This is a genomic window from Paenochrobactrum sp. BZR 201-1, assembly GCF_044987585.2.
Taxonomy (GTDB): Bacteria; Pseudomonadota; Alphaproteobacteria; order Rhizobiales; family Rhizobiaceae; genus Paenochrobactrum; species Paenochrobactrum pullorum.
The window spans coordinates 1-20471 of the sequence record NZ_JBJDRZ020000015.1 but is presented as its reverse complement, the minus strand read 5'-3'; the positions used below and the strand labels follow the sequence as shown (position 1 = coordinate 20471).

The following is a 20471-nucleotide window of genomic DNA, read 5'->3' as shown; positions in this document are numbered from 1 at the left end:
GTATGATGAGCGAAGCAAATTCAACGCCTGCTGAGTTACTCGCGCTGCGTAGCTCGATTGATAATATTGATGCTGCACTCATTCACATGCTGGCAGAGCGTTTTCGCTGCACCAAAGCTGTCGGTATTTTGAAAGCAGAACAGGGCTTGGCCGCTGCCGACCCAGAACGTGAAAAACGTCAGGTGGCGCGTCTTCGTGCGCTTGCACAAGATTCAAATCTTGATCCGGATTTTGCTGAAAAATTTCTCAACTTCATCGTGAAAGAAGTTATTCGGCATCATGAACATACCGCCGCTAAACACGGTGAAAACGAAACTGCTGCTAGCTAGCTGCATAACATTGTTCTGCCCTGACGGTCAGATCTCTTAATTTACTCTAAGGAAAAAAACTATGGCCCTTAAAATTCGTCTGGCACGTGCCGGTTCTAAAAAGCGTCCTTACTACCACATCGTTGTTGCGGATGCCCGCAGCCCGCGCGACGGTCGTTTCTTGGAAATCATCGGTTCATGGAATCCGATGCTTGCCAAAGACGCAGAACGCGTAAAAGTTGACGGCGAACGCGCCGCTCATTGGCTCGGTCACGGTGCACAGGCAACCGACCGCGTATTGCGCTTCCTCGATCAGGCTGGTGTTTCCAAGCGCGAAACCCGCAGCAACCCAACCAAGGGTGTGCCAGGTAAAAAAGCTCAGGAACGTTTGGCAATGGCTAAGCAGGCAGAAGAAGAAGCTGCTGCAAAGGCTGCTGAAGCCGCTGCTGCTGCCGCTGCACCAGCTGAAGAAGCTGCAAGCGAATAATCATCCTGAAAAGATTGGTTTTTATGCAGTGAGTGCATTGAAACCTGATCTTTCTTGCAAGTTTATATTAAGAATATGAAAGCGGCGGATTTTCTGCCGCTTTTCTTTTATGCTTTTCAGGTTAAACTCAATGACATATAGCTTGAGTGAACCGAGCAGATTGATTTTATAATGAGTTGATAAGACAAGCGCTTTATATCAGGAGATATATATGTCCACTGCGATGACTGCGTCCCGTTCCCGATTTTCCCGTTTGGCTTTATTTCTTGGTCTTGCGATCTTGATGCCTTTATTATCCGCCTGCGGATTTAACACCATACCAACCAATGAAGAGAAGGCCAAAGCTGCGTGGAGCGAGGTGCTTAACCAGTATCAGCGCCGCACTGACCTGATCCCGAATCTGGTGGAAACAGTCAAGGGGTATGCCGCCCATGAGCAGGAAACACTGACTGCAGTTGTTGAAGCGCGCTCAAAAGCAACTTCGGTGCAATTAACGCCTGAAATGCTCAACAATCCAGAATTGTTTAAACAATTTCAGGATAATCAAGCCAATCTGAGCAGTGCATTGTCACGCTTGATGGTAGTGGTGGAAAAATATCCTGATCTGAAAGCCAACCAGAATTTCTTGGCGCTGCAATCACAGCTTGAAGGTACTGAAAACCGTATAGCGGTTGCACGTCGCGATTATATTGAAGCGGTTCGCGTTTATAATACTGGCTTAAAAACCATGCCCACCATGCTGTGGAAGATGTTCTGGTTCCGCGATAGCGAGCCAATGCCGACTTTCAGCATTGACGCAGCCAGCCAGCAGGCGCCTAAGGTCAATTTCTGATCTTTGGTGCTTTGAAGATGGGCAAGGGTATCATTCTCAAACAACAATCCCGTAAATTGCAGAATTTACGGGATGTGTTGGTAGTTTTTGTCTTTGCAATTTTCTGCCTTTATTCGGGAGCAGGAGTTGCACAGGATAAGCCAGCGGCCGAACTCACCCTTACCGGGCGGGTTGTTGATGCGGCCAATGTGATTGACCCGCAAACGCGCGCCCAGCTTGTTGCAAAACTTGCCGATTTTGAAAAAACATCATCCGATCAGGTGGTGGTGGTTACAGTGCCGAGCCTGAAGGGCTCGGATATCGAAACCTATTCCAATCAGTTGTTTCGGGCTTGGGCGCTTGGGCAGAAACAAGAAAATAACGGCCTCTTGCTGGTTGTAGCACCCAATGACCGCAAAGTTCGTCTTGAAGTGGGTTATGGGCTTGAAGGTGTTATGACCGATGCACTTTCAAGTGTCATTATTCAAAGCATTATCTTGCCGGCTTTTCGTGACGGTGATTATTCGGGGGGCATTTCCAAAGGTGTGGACGGCATTATAGCCGTTCTTTCCGGCGATGGAGCAGAGTTGCAAGCACGTGCCAAACGCAATGCCAATAGTGCTTCGAGCGATGTCGACTGGATTGAAGTCATCTTCCTGATTTTCTGGATCAGTATCTTTTTTGGCGGCTTCGGCATGGCTGTTATGGTACCGATTTTTGGGCAAAAAATCGCACCTGGTCGTTATGTATGGTTGGGCATGACCTTCGACATGCGCTCACAAGGCGGATCGGGTGGCGGTTCAGGTCGCGGCGGTGGTTTTGGTGGTGGTTTCGGCGGTGGCAGTAGCGGTGGTGGTTTCTCCGGCGGTGGCGGGTCATCCGGCGGCGGCGGCGCCTCGGGCAGTTGGTAATGGATCAGTTTTCATGAGCAATCAAACACATCAGCATGTTGACGAAGTTGGCCATAAGCTGATTAGCACGGCAATTGCCGAAGCGGAAAAAGGCACGAATGGCGAAATTTATGCCGTGCTGGCACGCCGCAGTGACGATTATTTCTTCGCTGCCGGTTTTGTGTTTACCTGCGGAATTTTATTAAGTGCTGTGGTGATGGCTTTTCTGGCGCATTATTATTGGTTTGATATCGCTTTGCCGCGTTTTGGTCTGGCAATTTTGGGCGCATTTGTCTGTGCGATGTTGTTGTTGTGGGTTTTGCCTAATTTACGGGTTTTGTTGGTGCCGCGACGCATTCTTTATAAGCGCGCACATCTCAATGCGGTGCAGCAGTTTTTAGCGCGTAATGTGCATCTGACTTCGCAACGTACCGGCATTTTGCTGTTTGTTTCATTGGCTGAACATTACGCTGAAGTGGTTGCGGATGCTGGTATCCATGCGAAAGTGGAACAAGAAGAGTGGAATGCTATTGTTGCTATGTTGATGAACCATGCTAAAAAAGGTGCACTGACTGATGGTTTTGTTGAGGCCATTACACTTTCGGGACAATTATTGAAAAAACACTTTCCGGATGATGGAAACAGTATAAACGAGCTGGAAGACAAACTGGTCGAACTATAAGACTTGATTTGGCAAGATTGACCGGCTCAGCCGAAAACAGGTTAGGAATATTTTTTGGTTGAGTTGGAACGGGGTGCGCCACGCGTTTTAGCAACACCCAAACGCGGCATTTGGGGCTGGATGCTGTTTGACTGGGCAGCACAACCATTTTTCACCGTTGTGACCACTTTTATTTTCGGGCCTTATTTTATTGCGCGTATGGCGGAAGATCCGGCGCAAGGACAAGCCGCATGGGGCTATGGTGTAGCTATCGCCGGATTTGTGATTGCTATACTGTCCCCTGTTTTGGGTGCAGTTGCCGATAAAACAGGGGCACGTAAGCCTTGGATCGGCTTTTTCGCAGCCATTAAAATCATCTGCCTAACAATGCTATGGTTCGCGGCACCCGGCTCGTCGCTTGTGGTGGTGTTGATCTTTTTTGCACTGGCGTCAGTCGCGGCAGAATTTTCGATTGTTTTTAATGACTCGATGATGCCGCGCTTGGTTGCGCGCGAAGATATCGGCCGTATTTCCAATATTGCTTGGGGACTTGGTTATTTAGGCGGCATGATTATGCTGATTTTTGTGGTGACATGTCTGGCGGCATCGCCCGAAACCGGCACCACGCTGATCGGTATCAAGCCTTTATGGGGACTTGATCCGGTGATGGGCGAAGATGCGCGTATCACAGGACCTTTAAGTGCCGTATGGTATTTTATCTTCATTCTGCCGATGTTTTTATTCACGCCCGATTCTCCTAAAGCGTCGCGCTTGATGCCTGCCATCCGGTCGGGCTTGAGCGAGCTGAAAGCAACATTAAATGAAGTGCGCCAGCGCTCCGGCATCGTGCGGTTTTTAATCGCACGGATGATTTATCAGGATGGTGTTAATGCCTTGCTGGCGCTGGGGGGCGGTTTTGCTGCCGCCATGTTCGGCTGGACAATCACGGAAGTCGGGATTTTTGGCATTATTCTCAATATAGTGGCGATTTTCGGCTGTCTGATTGCCAGCCGTTGTGACGCCGTTTTTGGCTCCAAGCCGATTGTGATTGCCTCTCTCATCTTGTTGCTGATTGCAACGGTGGGGATTATTTCAACCGGAACCGACTATACTTTATTCGGGCTTTTGACATTTGGCCTTGATGGAGAAGGGCTGTTTGCCACCGGTGCTGAGCGAGCCTATCTGGTTTATGGTTTGCTGATCGGATTTGCTTTTGGCCCGGTGCAGGCTTCATCGCGCTCATGGTTTGCATGTAGCGTCAAACCGGAAGAAGCAGGGCGTTATTTTGGCATTTACGCATTGGCTGGTCGTGCGACCAGCTTTGTGGCGCCGTTTTTAGTGGCGACAGTGACAATGGCGCTTGGTTCGCCGCGTCTCGGTATGGCTGTGCTGCTGGCATTTTTTATTGGCGGGTTATTGCTGATTGCAAGAACGCCTTATCCGGCAGCAAAAGTCTAAAATTGAAATACAAAAAACACCGCCGAAATCATCCGGCGGTGTATTTGTTTAAACAATCGGTAATGCTTAGTGACGGAAGTGGCGCATGCCGGTCATCACCATAGCAATGCCATGTTCATCAGCAGCAGCGATCACTTCATCATCACGCATGGAGCCGCCCGGCTGGATAACTGCCGTGGCACCAGCTTCAATAGCAGACAGCAAACCGTCAGCGAACGGGAAGAACGCATCGGATGCAACAACTGAACCCTTTGTGAGTGGCGCATCCAGATTAGCGGTTTCTGCCGCATCTTCTGCTTTTCGCGCTGCAATACGGGCAGAATCCACGCGGCTCATCTGGCCTGCACCAACACCGACAGTTGCACCGTCTTTAACATAGACGATTGCGTTGGATTTAACGTGCTTGGCAACGCGGAACGCGAATTTGAGGTCGTTCATTTCAGCGTCAGTAGGTGTGCGTTTGGTGACAACTTTCAGATCGAGGTCATCAATATTGCCATTGTCGCGTGACTGGATCAGCAAGCCGCCAGCAACGGTTTTGGCTGAAATGCCTTGGCTACGTGGATCGGGCAAACCACCAGTGGTAAGCAGGCGCAAGTTTTTCTTGGCTGCAACGATTGCTTGTGCTTCCTCAGTTGCATCAGGCGCAATGATCACTTCGGTGAAGATTTTGACGATTTCTTCGGCAGCCTCTGCATCCAGGGTTTTGTTGAGAGCTACAATACCGCCAAAGGCTGAAACCGGATCGCAAGCCAAAGCTTTAAGGTAAGCATCTTTAATGCTGTTACCTTCAGCCACGCCGCATGGATTGGCGTGCTTGATGATTGCTACTGCACTGGTTCGGGCAGGGTCAAATTCGGCAACCAGCTCAAAAGCTGCATCAGTATCATTGATATTGTTGTAAGAAAGCTGCTTGCCCTGAAGCTGGGTGGCTGTTGCAACACCGGCGCGGTTTTCACCGGTGAGATAAAAGCCAGCTTTCTGATGCGGGTTTTCACCATAACGCATGACCGAATGCAAAGTGCCTGCAAGCGAGCGCCATTTTGGTGCTTCTTGGCTAAGGCTTTCAGCAAACCAGCCGGAAATGGCTGCATCATAAGCGGCAGTGCGTGAAAACGCCTTTGCAGCCATCTGTTGGCGGAAGGCGTATGGCAATGAACCACTGTTTTGTTTCAGCTCTGCAACAACCAGCGCATAATCTTGCGGGTCAACAACAGTTGTCACATAAGCATGGTTTTTGGCCGATGCACGGATCATTGCAGGGCCACCAATGTCGATATTCTCAACCGTTGTATCGTAGTCGCCGCCTTGGTAGCGCACTTCTTCAAACGGGTAGAGATTGATGACAGCCAGATCAATGCCGTGAATATTATGTTCTTCCATGGCACTGACATGTTCCGGATCATTGCGGACAGCAAGCAGAGCACCATGCACCGATGGGTGCAATGTCTTGACACGACCATCCATGATTTCCGGAAAACCGGTAATTTCGGACACATCGCGCACCGGAATACCAGCAGCGGCTATTGCTTTTGCCGTGCCACCGGTGGACAGCAGTTCAACACCCTGATCATGCAGAGCTTGAGCAAATTCGATAAGACCGGTTTTATCCGATACAGACAACAGCGCGCGCCGCACCTGACACAGATCAGGGGCGGGGATATGTTTGGAACTAACAGCCATGGAAATTCTCTTCGTTGATGAAACGTGAGGGGATGGCTGCGGGTTAGCACAAGGGGCGGATGAATCCTATCTTAAAAGCCGGTCTTTGTAACTTTTAATGTCAAAATCCTTCATTTGAAGACTTTTTGAGTTCTTTTGTCTCAAACATAATTGCCAAGGGCGATGCGTGTCAGCTGCCAATTGACCTGTTCCAGCTCGGAACCGGAAAAATGCAGCACAATTTGTTTGCTGCGCACAGGCCCGCGGAAACCGGCAAAGAAGATTGAGTCTTCCAGTTGCGGCGCTATTTCAAAGCAGGAAAAAGCCCATGTGTCATCGCGCTCGGCAGAAAGCACCAGCAAACCGTCTTCGTTAAATTCCACATGAACGGATGGGTGAACGTGGAAGCGCACGGCAATTATATCGCGGGTTTTGCCGCCCATCGGCTTGCCGTCTTCACGATAAAAGCGGTCTGAGCCTTGAATGATACTGCCGCTATGGGAAAGACAAACACGGCGCTCATGATGAATGCCGAAAAGACGTGCATAGCCGTCATGACTTGCCAGAAAACCTTGCGTGCCGATATCTTCGATATGCTCACGATGCACTTTGATGGGGCCTGCAATGATCGGCGTGCCCAGCATTTTGGACAGGCCTGAAGTGAGGCTGAAACGGCAGGATGATGTATCGTTGATGGTGGCTGTTGTGTGCGCCGCTGTTGAACGCCCGAGTGGGCGGAACTCGGCAGGGCCGTAACGGTCGATACCCGAATTGACGATATAGCGCTGGCGACCGGATGACATTTCAAATGATAGACAACCGGCATGGGCATCGCGCGATGCAGTCACCGGCGGCGGCAGGCCAGTATCGGCAATAATCGTAGTCGACCCCATCGATAAGCGTTCATAGCCGGAATAAGGCGCATGGGTGAGCGGCGCGCCTGCGGTTTCATCATGACGCAAAACAGAGATAATGCGCTCTGGCAGCGTTGGCCCCACACCGTTAAAAAGTGCCAGACTTCCGTCTTGATGGCGGAAAAAACGCAAAGCCGGCAGCATGCGCTCGACTGCTTCAATCAGTGCTTTAGGCGGTGTTTCGGTGCCATTGGCATAGGTTTGTCGCAATGGCAAAAGATCGGCCAGTAATTCCAGTACGGTGACGGGATTGCGCGAAATATGGCCGCCATCGGGTAAAATCTGGCGGTTCAGCTCATATTCCAGATTGCGCTTGGCAGCGCGCACTGTTGATGGCGACATCGGCAATGCAAGAGAGGCAAATGCAAGCGCAATGCGGGCACGAAGTTTTTCTTCACCATCATCCATCACCGCAGCAACAGTGCGCAAATAACGCACTTGCATGGCAAGCGAGCGCATAAATTTACGATATGCCGGCAGTTCTGCCCCTTCCAAAATCAAATTGGAATGCTGAAGCCAAGCAATTATGCGCTGTGCGGTGACTTCCGGCTCCCATGCCATGCCATTGATGCGTTTGCTATGCAGCTTGATCCAGTCGTCAACGAGTGCACGTGTGTTGGCTTTGGCAAGGTCTGTTTCGGCACTGCGCATATGACGCAGCCAGCCAAAACCGTGCAATGCTGCTTCCCAAGCATGGGTTGGCGGTTCAACGGCGAAAGGTGAAAAACCACCGGTTTCCACCATGCGTCCGGCGAGTGCAAAACGCCCGTGGTAAAATTCTTGTGCAAGTTGCGGGTCAGCGACGCGCAAATCAGGCGGCGCAATAAGAATGCGTTCTGGAGTGAACCCGGTAAAGCGCCAGCGATATAGCGGCCCCATGCGCAAACGACGACTGAAGCGCCGCCATGTTTGTGCGGCAGCCAGTCCCCATAAATGCGGGGTTTCGCTGAGGGCGACAGTCACGCGGCCGGTCTCCTTGCCTGAATTTACGGAATCATATGTCATTGGTCAGCAAAAGGCCAAATCACAGGCCTTCTCTTCTAAGTGTATAATGCTACAAGAATGGTGAATCGAGTGTTAACCATAACAGTAATCTACTGTATAGGTTAAAACTCACAATTCATTGGGGTATCAGTTATTTAAAACCGGACTATGACATTTTTTTACGAAAACGGGCGGCAAAAAATCCGTCCATCCCTGCAAGTTGCGGATCTTCATGCGGCATATCTGCAGGAGTCGAGCGTAAAAAACCTTCAACGGTGATGAGGTTTTCGATCCCTTCACAATCTTGTGCAGTAATCGGATAGGCTTCCAATGTCGGATTTTTGAGCGCTGCCCTTGCCACGTCTTCGCCCTCAAGCGGATCCAGCGAGCAATTGGAAAAAACAATAATTCCACCCGGCTTGACGAAGTCGACTGAACGCGCCAGCAGATTGGCCTGCACGGTTGCAAGCTTTGCCAGATCGTCGGGTGTTTTTGTCCAAGGCACATCCGGATGGCGGCGCACAGTGCCGGTGGATGAGCAAGGCGCATCCAGAAGGACAGCGTCAAAAAGCTCTTCCGGTTCATAGTCCATAAGGTTGGTTTGGTGTGTTTTAACCGGCAGTTTCAGACGGTCAAAATTACCTTGCAGGCGTTTCAAGCGATTGGCGGAGAGATCAAGAGCGGTCACATCGGCACCGGCAAGCGCGAGTTGGGCGGTTTTCCCACCTGGAGCCGCGCAAAGATCGGCCACTTTTTTGCCCTTCAAGTCACCCATCAGGCGGGCGGGCAGGCTTGCAGCCATATCCTGCACCCACCATTCGCCTTCTTCAAAACCTTGCAAATCGGTGAGCGAGCCTTCAAACGAGCCCAAACGCACAGAACCATTTGGCAAAATAGTGCCGTTTAGCACCTCCGCCCAATGTTTCGGGTCGCCTTTGACAGTGAGGTCAATGGGCGGCTCATAGGTTTGCATTTGCAAAATCCTGGCAGATTTTTCCTCGCCATAAGCGGCAATCAACATATCATTGAACCATGCAGGCACATTGTTGGCGGCTTGGTCGGTTTTGGCAGCATGTGCCAGCACCTTTTCTTTTGAGCGCACAATACGACGTAAAATTGCGTTCACAAGACCGGCATATTTGCGGTTGCGCGGATCACTGTCGGCAGCCGTGACAGCCAGATCGACGGCCGAGTGATCCGGCACCGAAAGATAAAGGATTTGGGCGGTTGCCACATGCAAAAGATGTTTCAGAGAATGGGCATTTTCCGGCAGCGGACGATCAAGCAAACGGCTGATTGTCTGTTCAATCGTGCCGCGATTGCGCAAAGATGTGCCAAGGATCGCGCGCACAAGAGAGCGGTCACGTGGCTCGAGCGCCAGATATTGCGCATTGCCGGTATTATTATCGGTCAAACCGTCAAGGGAGCTGTTTTTTTCAATGACTGCGCCAAGCAGGCGCTGCGCACAAAGGCGTGCTGCCAGACCCGGACGGTCGAACATGTCATTATGCTGTTTGAAAATCCGTTTTTTTCCGGCATTGTTATTTTTTGTTTGGTTCACGACCACGGTCCTTTAAAGCCGGTTGAGCCCTGATCATCATTATTTTCTGCAGCGCTGCCCCAAGGGCCACGTACTGCTGATGATGAAGGGGTTGAATAAGACATGCCCATCTCTGCCGCCATTTGCTGCAAAGCTGCAATGCGATTATCAGTATCCGGATGGGTTGAAAACAAATTATCTGCACCGCGTCCTGAAAGCGGGTTGATAATAAACATATGTGCCGTTGCCGGATTATGCTCGGCTTCTTCATTAACCGTCGTTTTGGCACTACGGGCAATTTTATTCAAAGCCGAGGCAAGCCAAAGCGGATTGCCGCAAATTTCAGCGCCTCTGCGGTCGGCAGCATATTCGCGGGTTCGGCTTACTGCCATTTGCACGATCATGGCTGCAAAAGGGGCGACAATCATCGCAATGATCGTGCCGATAATGCTTAAAATATTATTGCCGTTTTCACGGTTGCCGCTGAAGAAAAGTGCAAAATTGCCGAGCATTGAAATTGCACCGGCCAAGGTGGCGGTGATCGTCATTGTCAATGTATCACGGTTTTGTACATGGGCCAGTTCATGTGCCATCACACCGGCAATTTCTTCCGGTGTCAAACGCTGTAACAGGCCGGTTGTTGCGGCAACAGCTGCGTTTTCCGGATTGCGTCCGGTGGCAAAAGCATTGGCCTGATCCTCATTGATGATATAGATTTTAGGTGTCGGCAAACCGGCATTGGCAGCAAGACCGCGGACAATACGGAAATATTCAGGCGCTGTACGCTCGTCGGCTTCTTGCGCATTATACATACGCAACACCATTTTGTCTGAATTCCAATAGCCGATCGCATTCATGGCAATAGCAATCAGCAGTGCAATCAGCATGCCGCCGCTGCCGCCCAACAGATAACCGACACTCATAAACATGACTGTCATCAAGGCAATCAGCATGGCTGTTCTTGTCATGTTCATTGGCTATCTCCTGAAACGATGTGCAAATTATCAAATTAGAGCATTCTCAGTTTAAATTGAATCACTGAAAATGCTCTTGTCCTTTGTTTTACGCGCATCTTTTTCTGAAAACTGCTTCACACTTTTCAGGATGCGCTGAAAATGCTTTGCACAGTAATTGATCTTGCCTATATCATGGGGATCAGAACGCCAAGCTTCAATAATTAGCTTTCGAACTTATTGTCGATAATAGTGTGGGATAGTGGTTATGACCAAGAATGATGTGGCAGATCAGGTACAGGATATGGCTGCGAAGGCGCGTGACTTTAACGATTTGCCTCCGGCTGCACAACGTGCGCTAAAAGAAGCAGAAGAGCGCCGGAAAATTGATGAACAGACAGCCCCCCCACGAGAAATTGGCGGGCGCGGCGGCAAAGACCCTGCACGTTTTGGTGATTGGGAAATCAAAGGCCGCAGCATTGATTTTTAATCACTAATGGCCTGTGAGATTTTATGAAAATAAAGGCCATTTCTATTGTCGCACCCAGTGGAAGTATGATTGTGCGCGGCGAGAAAACACTTGAAGTCAGGCGTTGGCGACCCGACTTGAGTGAGAATGAGGATTTGTTGGTTGTTGAGAACCAGCATTATTTATCACCGACAAAAGAGACGGATCCAGATGGATATGCTATCGCTTTAATCCAAATTGCTGGAATACGTAACTTCAGACACGATGATATGAAAGCAACCTGTTCATCCTATTATGAGGATGGCTGGCTTGCTTGGGAAATTAATAATATTCGTCCTTTGATGCGGCCGTTCAGAGCGATAGCTAAACGTAAAATATATTTGTTGGAAGTGGACGAAGAAAACCTGCAAATAAAATGAAGGCCGGATAAATCCGGCCTTTTTGATTATTATTTTTTGTTCTGGCGCTGGTCAATCAGATCATCCACCACCGCCGGATCGGCAAGAGTGGAAGTGTCGCCCAAGGTGCCGAAATCATCTTCGGCAATTTTACGCAAAATACGGCGCATGATTTTGCCGGAGCGTGTCTTTGGCAAGCCCGGTGCAAACTGGATTTTATCAGGTGTTGCAATTGGCCCGATCTCGGAGCGCACATGTGCAATCAGCTCTTTGCGCAATTCGTCCTGATCTTTGGCTTCAGCGTCTGACATCAGTGTGACATAGCAATAGATGCCCTGTCCTTTGATGGCATGCGGATAGCCGACAACCGCTGCTTCCGACACATCATGATGCGAAACCAGTGCCGATTCAATTTCAGCCGTTCCCATACGGTGACCTGAAATATTCAGAACGTCATCAACGCGGCCTGTGATCCAGTAATAGTCGTCTTCGTCGCGGCGCACACCGTCCCCGGAGAAATATTTGCCCGGATAGGTGGAGAAATACGCCTCTTTAAAGCGGGCATGGTCGCCATAAAGCGTCCTTGCCTGTGATGGCCATGAATCAATGATGCAGAGATTGCCGTCGGTCACACCCTCCAGCACTTGGCCTTCATTGTCGACAATCTGTGGTTTGATGCCGAAGAATGGACGGGTGGCCGAGCCCGGTTTTAATGCCGTTGCACCCGGCAGCGGGCTAATCAAAATGCCGCCTGTTTCAGTCTGCCACCATGTATCGACAATCGGGCAGCGCTGATCACCAACCACATTATAATACCATTCCCATGCTTCCGGATTGATCGGTTCACCAACCGAGCCAAGCAGGCGCAATGATGAGCGGGAGGAATGGGTTACAAATTCATCACCCGCACCCATCAGTGCGCGAATGGCGGTTGGAGCGGTATAGAAAATATTGACGTGATGTTTGTCCACAACTTCCCAGAAACGTCCATAATCAGGGAAATTCGGTACGCCTTCAAACATCAATGTGGTAGCACCATTGGCCAGCGGGCCATAGACCAGATAGGAATGACCGGTAACCCAGCCAACATCCGCCGTACACCAGTAAACATCACCATCCTTATAATCGAAGACATATTGATGAGTTATTGATGCATAGACAAGATAACCGCCGGTGGTATGCAAAACACCTTTTGGTTTGCCGGTTGAGCCGGAGGTGTAAAGAATGAAAAGCGGGTCTTCCGCATTCATTGGTTCCGGTTCGCAAACAGGAGAAGCTTTGGCAATTTCCTGATGATACCAGATATCGCGTCCCGGACCCCAGCTGATTTTACCGCCGGTGCGGCGTACAACCAGCACCTTGTTGACCATCACATATTGCTTTGCTGCAATGTCGATGGCTTTATCGGTGTTTTCTTTCAGGGCAATTGGTTTGCCGCCGCGCAAGCCTTCATCCGAGGTGATGACAAAAGTTGATTGACAATCAACTATACGTCCCGCAAGTGCTTCCGGCGAAAAACCGGCAAATACGATGGAATGCACTGCGCCGATACGGGCACAGGCGAGCATCGCATAAGCGGCCTCAGGGATCATTGGCAGGTAAATGGTGACACGATCACCTTTTTGAACGCCATTGTCTTTCAGCACATTGGCTAAACGACAAACATTATCATGCAATTCGCGATAGGTGATTTTCTTGTCGATATAAGGATTATCACCTTCCCAAATGATTGCAACCTGATCGCCGCGCTTTTCCAAATGACGGTCGATACAGTTGTAAGCAATGTTGGTTACACCATCTTCAAACCATTTGATTGAAATATCACCTTCAAAGGAGGTGTTTTTCACTTTTGTGTAAGGCTTGAACCAGTCAATGCGCTTACCGTGTTTGCCCCAAAACGCCTCCGGATCAGTGATACTTTCCTGATACCACGCTTGATAGGTCGCTTCATCCATTTGTGTATTGGCTTTTGCTCCCGGCAAGACAGGATACAGCTTATCTGACATGAGTTCCTCCGTGAATGACCGGCCAATCTCCCTAAGCCGGAATGCATGGCGATTCCTTTAAAACATCACCACTGCTTTTTCTATTTATAAACGGCAAAGGTCTTACGTAAAGTTAGACAAAGGGCTTTAGTGCATGCAAAATGCCGCAGAGAACTTTACAATAGGCACAGATTGCACGAAAACCGGTTTATTGTAGTCGTTTAAAACTGGCCTATTGGCTGGCGTTTTGTGGGCGATCACCAAAAATTGCAGAACCCACGCGCACCGATGTTGCGCCAAAGGCGATTGCCGTTTCGTAGTCGGATGACATGCCCATCGACAGTTTTTCAACGCCTGCTTCGCGCGCCAACTTTTGCAACAAAGCAAAATGCGGACCCGGATTTTCATCGATCGGCGGAATGCACATCAAGCCCTCAATCTGCAAATCGTGCTCGCTTTGGCAATGTTTGATGAAAGCCACTGTTTCCAGAGGTGAAATGCCGGCTTTTTGCGGCTCTAAACCAGTGTTGACCTGTACGTAGAGTTTAGGGCTACGGCCTTGTTTTTTAATCTCTTGTGCAATGGCGGAGGCGATTTTTTCGCGATCAATGGTCTGGATGACATCAAAAAGAGCAACAGCCTCTGCCGCTTTGTTTGATTGCAGCGGGCCTATCAAATGCAGTTCTATACCTTGATATTCTTCACGCAAATTTGGCCATTTGCCTTGTGCTTCCTGAACGCGGTTTTCGCCAAAAATACACTGGCCGTTTTCAAGGGCAGGGCGGATGCTGTCGGCATCAAAAAATTTGGAAACGGCAATCAATGAAACTGAATTGGCTTCACGTTTTGCTTCGCGTGTGGCTAAATCAAGCGCATGACGAACAGAATTGAGTGCTTGCGTGATTTGGGAGGCGTGTGAGGACATTTTGCACCTTTCAGGTCATAAAACCGGATTTTTTCAATAGAAATGCGTGTTAATCGCGCCAAAAACTTGACGCATATCTCAATACGTGATGAAGCTCCGGCAACTAAGTTTGAGACTCTTTATTCATCCCCTTTGTACGAGTAAATACGGCCATGGCAACCGAACGTTATAATCCCCGCACCGCTGAAGCCCATTGGCAGAAGGTTTGGGACGAGGCAAAAACCTTCGAAACGGATAATGATGATCCGCGCGAAAAATATTACGTGCTGGAAATGTTTCCATATCCGTCGGGTCGTATTCATATGGGACATGTGCGCAACTATGCTATGGGTGACGTGGTCGCACGTTACAAACGCGCGCGTGGCTTTAATGTGCTGCATCCAATGGGCTGGGATGCTTTTGGGATGCCGGCAGAAAATGCCGCGATGCAGAATAAAGTGCACCCAAAAGAATGGACTTATCAGAACATCGCCACGATGAAGCGTCAGCTGAAATCGATGGGCTTGTCGCTGGATTGGTCACGCGAATTTGCGACCTGTGATGTGGATTATTACCATCGCCAGCAGATGCTGTTTTTGGATATGTTTGAAAAAGGTCTGGTGACCCGTAAAACCTCAAAGGTCAACTGGGATCCGGTCGATAATACAGTGCTTGCCAATGAGCAGGTGGTGGATGGTCGTGGCTGGCGTTCGGGCGCTCTGGTTGAGCAGCGCGAACTGACCCAGTGGTTCTTTAAAATCACCGATTATAATGAAGAACTGTTGGCCGCACTCGACAGTCTTGACCAGTGGCCTGAAAAAGTTCGCCTGATGCAGAAAAACTGGATTGGAAAATCCGAAGGTCTGCAACTGCGCTTTGAACTGGATGCAAAGAGCGGTGAAACAGGCGATATTGAGGTTTATACAACCCGTCCCGACACTTTGTTTGGTGCGTCTTTTATCGCGATCGCAGCAGATCATCCGCTGGCGAAAAAACTGGCTCCCACTAATGCTGCGCTGACTGATTTCATTGCCGAATGCCATCATCACGGCACATCAGTCGCGACACTCGAAACCATTGAAAAGCAGGGCTTTGATACTGGTCTTCGCGTTAAGCATCCGTTTGATGACAATTGGACCTTGCCGGTCTATGTCGCCAATTTCGTGTTGATGGACTATGGAACAGGCGCTGTTTTCGGCTGTCCTGCCCATGATCAGCGCGACTTGGATTTTGCCAACAAATATTCCTTGCCGGTGCGCCCTGTAGTGCTGCCAAAGGGCGCAGATGCAGCAACATTCAGCGTTGGAAAAGATGCTTATTCTGATGATGGCATCATGTTCAATTCGCAGTTTCTGGATGGTTTGACACCGCAGGAAGCTTTCCAGAAAGTTGCAGAAAAACTGGAAACAAAGCAGCTTGATGGCCAGCCGCAAGGCAAGCGTAAGGTGCAGTTCCGTCTGCGCGATTGGGGCATTTCTCGTCAGCGTTATTGGGGCTGCCCGATCCCGATGATCCATTGCGAAACATGTGGTGTGCAGCCGGTTAAACGTGTAGATCTGCCGGTGAAACTGCCTGATGATGTGACATTTGATCGTCCGGGCAATCCGCTTGATCGTCATGAGAGCTGGCGTCATGTGAAATGCCCGAGCTGTGGTGGTGATGCCCGCCGTGAAACCGATACGATGGATACATTCGTTGATTCATCATGGTATTTTGCACGCTTTACTGCACCATTTGAAAATGAACCAACCAATCTGAAAGCCGTTGATGGCTGGCTGCCGGTTGATCAGTATATTGGCGGTATTGAGCATGCGATTTTGCATCTGCTTTATTCGCGCTTCTTTACCCGTGCAATGAAAGCAACCGGCCACCTGAATGTGGAAGAGCCGTTCAAGGGCTTGTTTACGCAGGGTATGGTCGTGCATGAAACCTATAAATGCGATGGTCAGTGGGTTTCGCCAGCTGAGATTCGTATCGAAGATCATGATGGTGCGCGCACTGCCGTGATGCTGGATACAGGCGCAAAAGTTGATATCGGCTCGATTGAAAAAATGTCGAAGTCGAAGAAAAACGTTGTCGATCCGGATGATATTATTTCGTCTTATGGTGCCGATACCGCGCGCTGGTTCATGCTTTCTGACAGCCCGCCGGAACGTGACGTGATCTGGACCGAAGCGGGTGCCGAAGGGGCGCATCGTTTTGTACAGCGCGTTTGGCGTGTGGTAAGCGAAGCAGCTGATGCATTGAAAGATGTAGCGCCAAAGCCGGCAATGGAAGGTGATGCCGCGGAGGTTTCCAAGGCAGCGCATAAAGTGTTGCAGGCTGTTGGCGAAGATTTGGAAAAGCTGGCATTTAACCGTGCCGTTGCTCGTCTTTATGAGCTGGTCAATGCTTTGTCGGGCGGTTTACAGCAGGTGAAAAATGGCGAAGCGGATGATGCATCGAAAGGTGCAGTACGTGAAGCTTTGGAATTCTTGCTGGTGATGATTGCCCCGATGATGCCTCACTTGGCGGAAGAATGCGCCAAAACACTGGGCGGCACTATCAATGGTCAAGCGACATTGGTCTCAGACGCTGCATGGCCTCAGTTCAATCCGGCATTGATTGTTGAAAATGATGTGGTTTTACCTGTTCAAATCAACGGCAAACGAAAAGGGGATTTGACAATCGCACGCGATGCAGATCAATCTGCTATTCAGCAAGCGGTGCTCGAACTCGATTTCGTGAAACATGCCCTTCAGGGCAACGCACCTAAAAAGATCATTGTAGTGCCACAAAGGATCGTCAATGTCGTTGCCTGACTGCATTAAGAAAGTCACTTCACCGGTTCGCAGTCTCATTGCCATTGCGGCAATGGCTGTGGCTGTCGCTGGATGTACTGTACAGCCGCTTTATTCCGGTGGCGGTAGTGGTGAGATTGGTGCGGGTGTGACGCCGAATATGCGTTCCAAACTGGCATCGGTGTCAATCGAGCCAGCCAATGACATTTTCCAGCAGACCGTTCGCAACCGATTGATTTTCTTACTGGGTGGCGGGGCAGGCGAGCCACAATATCCGGTTTACAAACTGCGCATGGGTTTGACCACAGCTACTGTTTCGGCGGTAACTGTGGATGTGGGTGAAAAAACCGACCGTACCGGTCGTCCGTCAGCAGGTTCGGTTCGTGCAACATCCAATTATGTGTTGCTGGATAATCAAGGTAAACCTGTGGCCAGCGGCAAACGCACGGTCTTGGCGTCCTTTGATCGTCCACGTCAGGAATTTGCAAATCTGCGTGCTGAACGGGATGCGCAAAAACGTGCAGCTGACGAATTAGCCGAGCAGGTCTTCCTGTCATTGGCACAGGATTTGTCCAAACTGTAGATTTGTAAGCTTGTCACAAAAAAGCACCGCCTTGAAATTTCAGGGCGGTGCTTTTTGCAATTTGCTGATTAGTTGGCAACATTTGCAGTATAATCACGCCATGCTGGCAGATTATATTCGGTTAAGCTTTCGGCAGCCATAATGGCGCGGGCGACCGCTTGTGCCATGACAAAAGCTGCAATCGTGCCGATTGATGTGACATTGCCTTCAACGCCTTCCAGCTTGCCGGTGGAAAGCGCAAAAATTGTATCGCCATCCGACATGGTGTGGATCGGGTTGATGCTGCGGGCAAAACCGTCATGTGCCATCTCTGCGACTTTTTTCAACTGTGCCTTGTTGAATGGTACGTTGGTAGCAATCGCACCAATGGTCGTGTTGGCACCAATTGCTTTGACAACATTGCGGCCATTCATGATCGCACCGACTGTGTCACGGAAGCCGTTGCCATCTTCATTGCGTGCGCCAGCGATGATCTGGTTGGTGCGCGGATCATAAACGTCACCCACCGCATTGACCGCGACAATCGCGCCAACAACCACGTCAGTGCCCGGCACTTTATAGCTGGCAGTTCCAAGGCCGCCTTTCATCGAGAAGTCAGGGCCGAACATCTTACCAACCGTTGCACCGGCGCCCGCACCGATATTACCTTCAGCACTCTCAGACGTAGTAGCAGCAAGACATGCCTGATAGCCCGCTTCTGCATCAGGGCGAATTGAGAAGTCACCCACGCCTAAATCCATCAAAATGGCAGCAGGAACAATCGGCACCACGCCATTGCCGATTTTAAAGCCGATTTTGTTTTCTTCCAAATAACGCATCACGCCGCTGGCGGCATCAAGGCCATAGGCACTACCGCCAGAGAGCATGACCGCATGAACCTTATCAACCATGTTGATTGGGTCGAGCAGATCGGTTTCGCGGGTTCCGGGGGCAGAACCGCGTACATCAACACCAGCAGTGGCACCTTCCTCACAAAGAAGGACACTGCAGCCGGTCGGACGGGTGGATAATGTATGGTGTCCAAGCTTGATACCCGGTACGTCAATAATCGAGCCGCCCAAAAGTGGTGTCAATTCCATTGCAGTTTCCTTCGTTTGGGCAGCATGTGACATGCCCGCAGACATAACCGTGCCCACACCTGCAGCGCCAAGGCCGATAAGCGACTTGGTGAAATTTCTCCGATCCAATGATTTTCCTCCGGTTTGATCATCATCATCTTATTTGTGTGATGTGATGTTAGCTAATGTCGCAAAGTTTATAAACGTGTAGAAATGTTTTTATCTTTAGTCACGTTTATGCTGCATTTTCTGCAAATATCTGAAATGATGAGGGGCTATTGTTGGCGAATTGGTTCTTGTGGATCATGTGGCCTACTTCGATCCCTATGATGATGGTTGAGGCGGAATGGATTGCCCTGCAGCCCAACATTGTTTTGGTGGTCCGTTTGATAAGTGGCGGTCTTGCTCAAGGATATTATTGAGATACTTGAACTGTCCAATTTCAATGATTTCGACAGTTCAGAAGACTATAGCTCCACTCGTTGATTAATCAATATTCATCTTTCAAGTTTTTATTTTAAGTGAAGTTATACTGTTATACTCGGTTTATGTCTGTGTTTGAGATCGGTATTTGATAATTTATTTTTCTAATATATTTGAGTGATTTGTAGGGTTTTCCTGGGGCGTGCCATGTGACAGAATCGTCATATTCCTCTTTACCTAATATTATAAAGTTTATTTTAGCATTGCACGATTATAAGGCATGTTTATAAAGATGAATGAGCAATGCAAATTTATGCCATCGGGCCTCATTTATTTTACATGCTTGTGCTACATTGCACTCGTCGGAATGGTAGGATTTCAATGACCTTCCAAATGTTTGCCGATATTAAATTTCATCATTGAGGAGAGCGCCTTCGTCAATAATTGTGCCGGCGGTTTTCATGGCATGAATTTGCGGCATTGTACTTCCCGCGCGGCAAGCCTGCGTTTCAGCGTGCCTTCAGTGAGATCATCGGGGGTTATAATGGTAAATTGCATTATCATCTCTTTTTCAATCATGCTGAAAGGGAGAAACAAGAGCGTATCCCCGACCATCATAATCAAAATCATGCAATTTATTTTTGCTTCCGTTTTTTGACTGGGGACGCATAATCAGCACGAATTTAGCAGATTTTTATTATATCATCATTGAAAATATACCACTCATCCCCACGTAAGACTTTGCCTATTGTGGTTTTCCAATGTGTTCATTCAATGGCTGCCTCGCGGCCATTTTCAGCGACCAAAATTTTCTCAATGGTCCATTGCGATCGCATATTTCAGCAGCATTGCACATTGCAAAGTAGTGACGAATGAGGTTCTCGGCTTTTTGCACCGGCGTCATTTTGAACCTTCTTCTACTGGCGAGGACCGTGTGCGATGGCATTCAGTATATTCCTTCGATGTTGGTTCATTGGTCGGATAAGTTCCGCAGAGCGAGGTACCTGCATCAATTTTAGTGAATAGAAATTCTTCTCGTTGTTCTTGTGCAAAGGAGTCGTTTGCAATTTCTGTGGTTATGTGCCGTGGTATGATAACAACAACAATATCATCAGGATAGCCCGTCTGAATAGATGGAGTGGTTGCCGCCCTACTATCCAAGCGACAATACTTGTTTGAACATTGTTGCGTTCAATTTACTCG

General features: G+C 49.3%; 17 protein-coding genes and 1 pseudogene. 10 read left to right on the top strand and 8 right to left on the bottom strand.

The annotated features are described in order from the left end of the window. The first annotated feature begins 2 nt into the window (after window positions 1–2). The 6 genes from ACI0FR_RS10270 (at window position 3) to ACI0FR_RS10245 (ending at window position 4615) form a co-directional block, all read left to right on the top strand. Complete coding sequence (locus ACI0FR_RS10270; RefSeq protein WP_374832101.1) at window positions 3–329, top strand: chorismate mutase; 327 nt, start codon at window positions 3–5, stop codon at window positions 327–329. 61 nt (window positions 330–390) lie between these two features. Next, a complete protein-coding gene (gene rpsP / locus ACI0FR_RS10265; protein WP_374832099.1) occupies window positions 391–795 on the top strand; it encodes a 30S ribosomal protein S16 in 405 nt (134 codons plus the stop codon). Between the two features lie 211 nt (window positions 796–1006). After that, window positions 1007–1627 carry a LemA family protein gene (locus ACI0FR_RS10260; protein ID WP_374832097.1) on the top strand — a complete coding sequence of 207 codons (621 nt, stop codon included), beginning with the start codon at window positions 1007–1009 and terminating at the stop codon, window positions 1625–1627. 17 nt (window positions 1628–1644) lie between these two features. After that, the gene (locus ACI0FR_RS10255) at window positions 1645–2517 is read left to right on the top strand and encodes a TPM domain-containing protein (protein ID WP_404908142.1); all 873 of its coding nucleotides are present in this window, start codon (window positions 1645–1647) and stop codon (window positions 2515–2517) included. Between the two features lie 13 nt (window positions 2518–2530). Continuing rightward, a complete protein-coding gene (locus ACI0FR_RS10250; RefSeq protein WP_404908139.1) occupies window positions 2531–3178 on the top strand; it encodes a TPM domain-containing protein in 648 nt (215 codons plus the stop codon). A gap of 120 nt (window positions 3179–3298) precedes the next feature. Then, window positions 3299–4615: an MFS transporter gene (locus tag ACI0FR_RS10245; protein ID WP_404908182.1), complete on the top strand. Its 1317-nt coding sequence runs from the start codon at window positions 3299–3301 to the stop codon at window positions 4613–4615. 66 nt (window positions 4616–4681) lie between these two features. On the opposite strand, the gene purH is transcribed toward ACI0FR_RS10245, so the two are convergent. From purH to htpX, 4 genes are all read right to left on the bottom strand, one after another. Further along, window positions 4682–6298, bottom strand: a complete 1617-nt coding sequence (purH, locus tag ACI0FR_RS10240) for a bifunctional phosphoribosylaminoimidazolecarboxamide formyltransferase/IMP cyclohydrolase (RefSeq protein WP_374832091.1) — start codon at window positions 6296–6298, stop codon at window positions 4682–4684. 140 nt (window positions 6299–6438) lie between these two features. Continuing rightward, window positions 6439–8154: a heparinase II/III family protein gene (locus ACI0FR_RS10235; RefSeq protein ID WP_374832089.1), complete on the bottom strand. Its 1716-nt coding sequence runs from the start codon at window positions 8152–8154 to the stop codon at window positions 6439–6441. Window positions 8155–8341: 187 nt separating this feature from the next. Further along, window positions 8342–9676: an RsmB/NOP family class I SAM-dependent RNA methyltransferase gene (locus tag ACI0FR_RS10230; protein ID WP_404908179.1), complete on the bottom strand. Its 1335-nt coding sequence runs from the start codon at window positions 9674–9676 to the stop codon at window positions 8342–8344. A 56-nt stretch (window positions 9677–9732) separates the two neighbouring features. Beyond that, complete coding sequence (gene htpX / locus ACI0FR_RS10225) at window positions 9733–10689, bottom strand: zinc metalloprotease HtpX (RefSeq protein WP_374832087.1); 957 nt, start codon at window positions 10687–10689, stop codon at window positions 9733–9735. 247 nt (window positions 10690–10936) lie between these two features. On the opposite strand from htpX, the gene ACI0FR_RS10220 reads away from it, so the two are divergent. Beyond that, complete coding sequence (locus tag ACI0FR_RS10220; RefSeq protein WP_404908135.1) at window positions 10937–11158, top strand: DUF1674 domain-containing protein; 222 nt, start codon at window positions 10937–10939, stop codon at window positions 11156–11158. Window positions 11159–11181: 23 nt separating this feature from the next. Beyond that, window positions 11182–11556, top strand: a complete 375-nt coding sequence (locus tag ACI0FR_RS10215; RefSeq protein ID WP_374832083.1) for an ASCH domain-containing protein — start codon at window positions 11182–11184, stop codon at window positions 11554–11556. Between the two features lie 29 nt (window positions 11557–11585). Here the strand turns inward: ACI0FR_RS10215 and acs are convergent, their stop codons facing one another. Beyond that, window positions 11586–13541 carry an acetate--CoA ligase gene (gene acs / locus ACI0FR_RS10210; protein ID WP_404908132.1) on the bottom strand — a complete coding sequence of 652 codons (1956 nt, stop codon included), beginning with the start codon at window positions 13539–13541 and terminating at the stop codon, window positions 11586–11588. A gap of 211 nt (window positions 13542–13752) precedes the next feature. Next, window positions 13753–14445, bottom strand: a complete 693-nt coding sequence (locus tag ACI0FR_RS10205) for a YggS family pyridoxal phosphate-dependent enzyme (RefSeq protein WP_404908129.1) — start codon at window positions 14443–14445, stop codon at window positions 13753–13755. Window positions 14446–14597: 152 nt separating this feature from the next. Between ACI0FR_RS10205 and leuS the strand changes: the two genes are divergently transcribed. Further along, window positions 14598–17225 (top strand): leucine--tRNA ligase, encoded by a 2628-nt coding sequence (gene leuS / locus ACI0FR_RS10200; RefSeq protein WP_404908126.1) that lies wholly within the window; start codon window positions 14598–14600, stop codon window positions 17223–17225. Continuing rightward, window positions 17212–17787, top strand: a complete 576-nt coding sequence (gene lptE / locus ACI0FR_RS10195; RefSeq protein WP_404908123.1) for an LPS assembly lipoprotein LptE — start codon at window positions 17212–17214, stop codon at window positions 17785–17787. The genes leuS and lptE overlap by 14 nt, the downstream gene beginning before the upstream one ends. Window positions 17788–17855: 68 nt before the next feature. On the opposite strand, the gene ACI0FR_RS10190 is transcribed toward lptE, so the two are convergent. Both ACI0FR_RS10190 and ACI0FR_RS10185 read right to left on the bottom strand, forming a co-directional pair. Beyond that, entirely contained in the window at window positions 17856–18911 is a 1056-nt protein-coding gene (locus ACI0FR_RS10190) for a P1 family peptidase (protein ID WP_374832171.1), read from the bottom strand. Between the two features lie 169 nt (window positions 18912–19080). After that, window positions 19081–19298 (bottom strand): annotated as a pseudogene (locus ACI0FR_RS10185) (IS6 family transposase); the annotation flags it as partial. Window positions 19299–20471: the final 1173 nt, after the last annotated feature.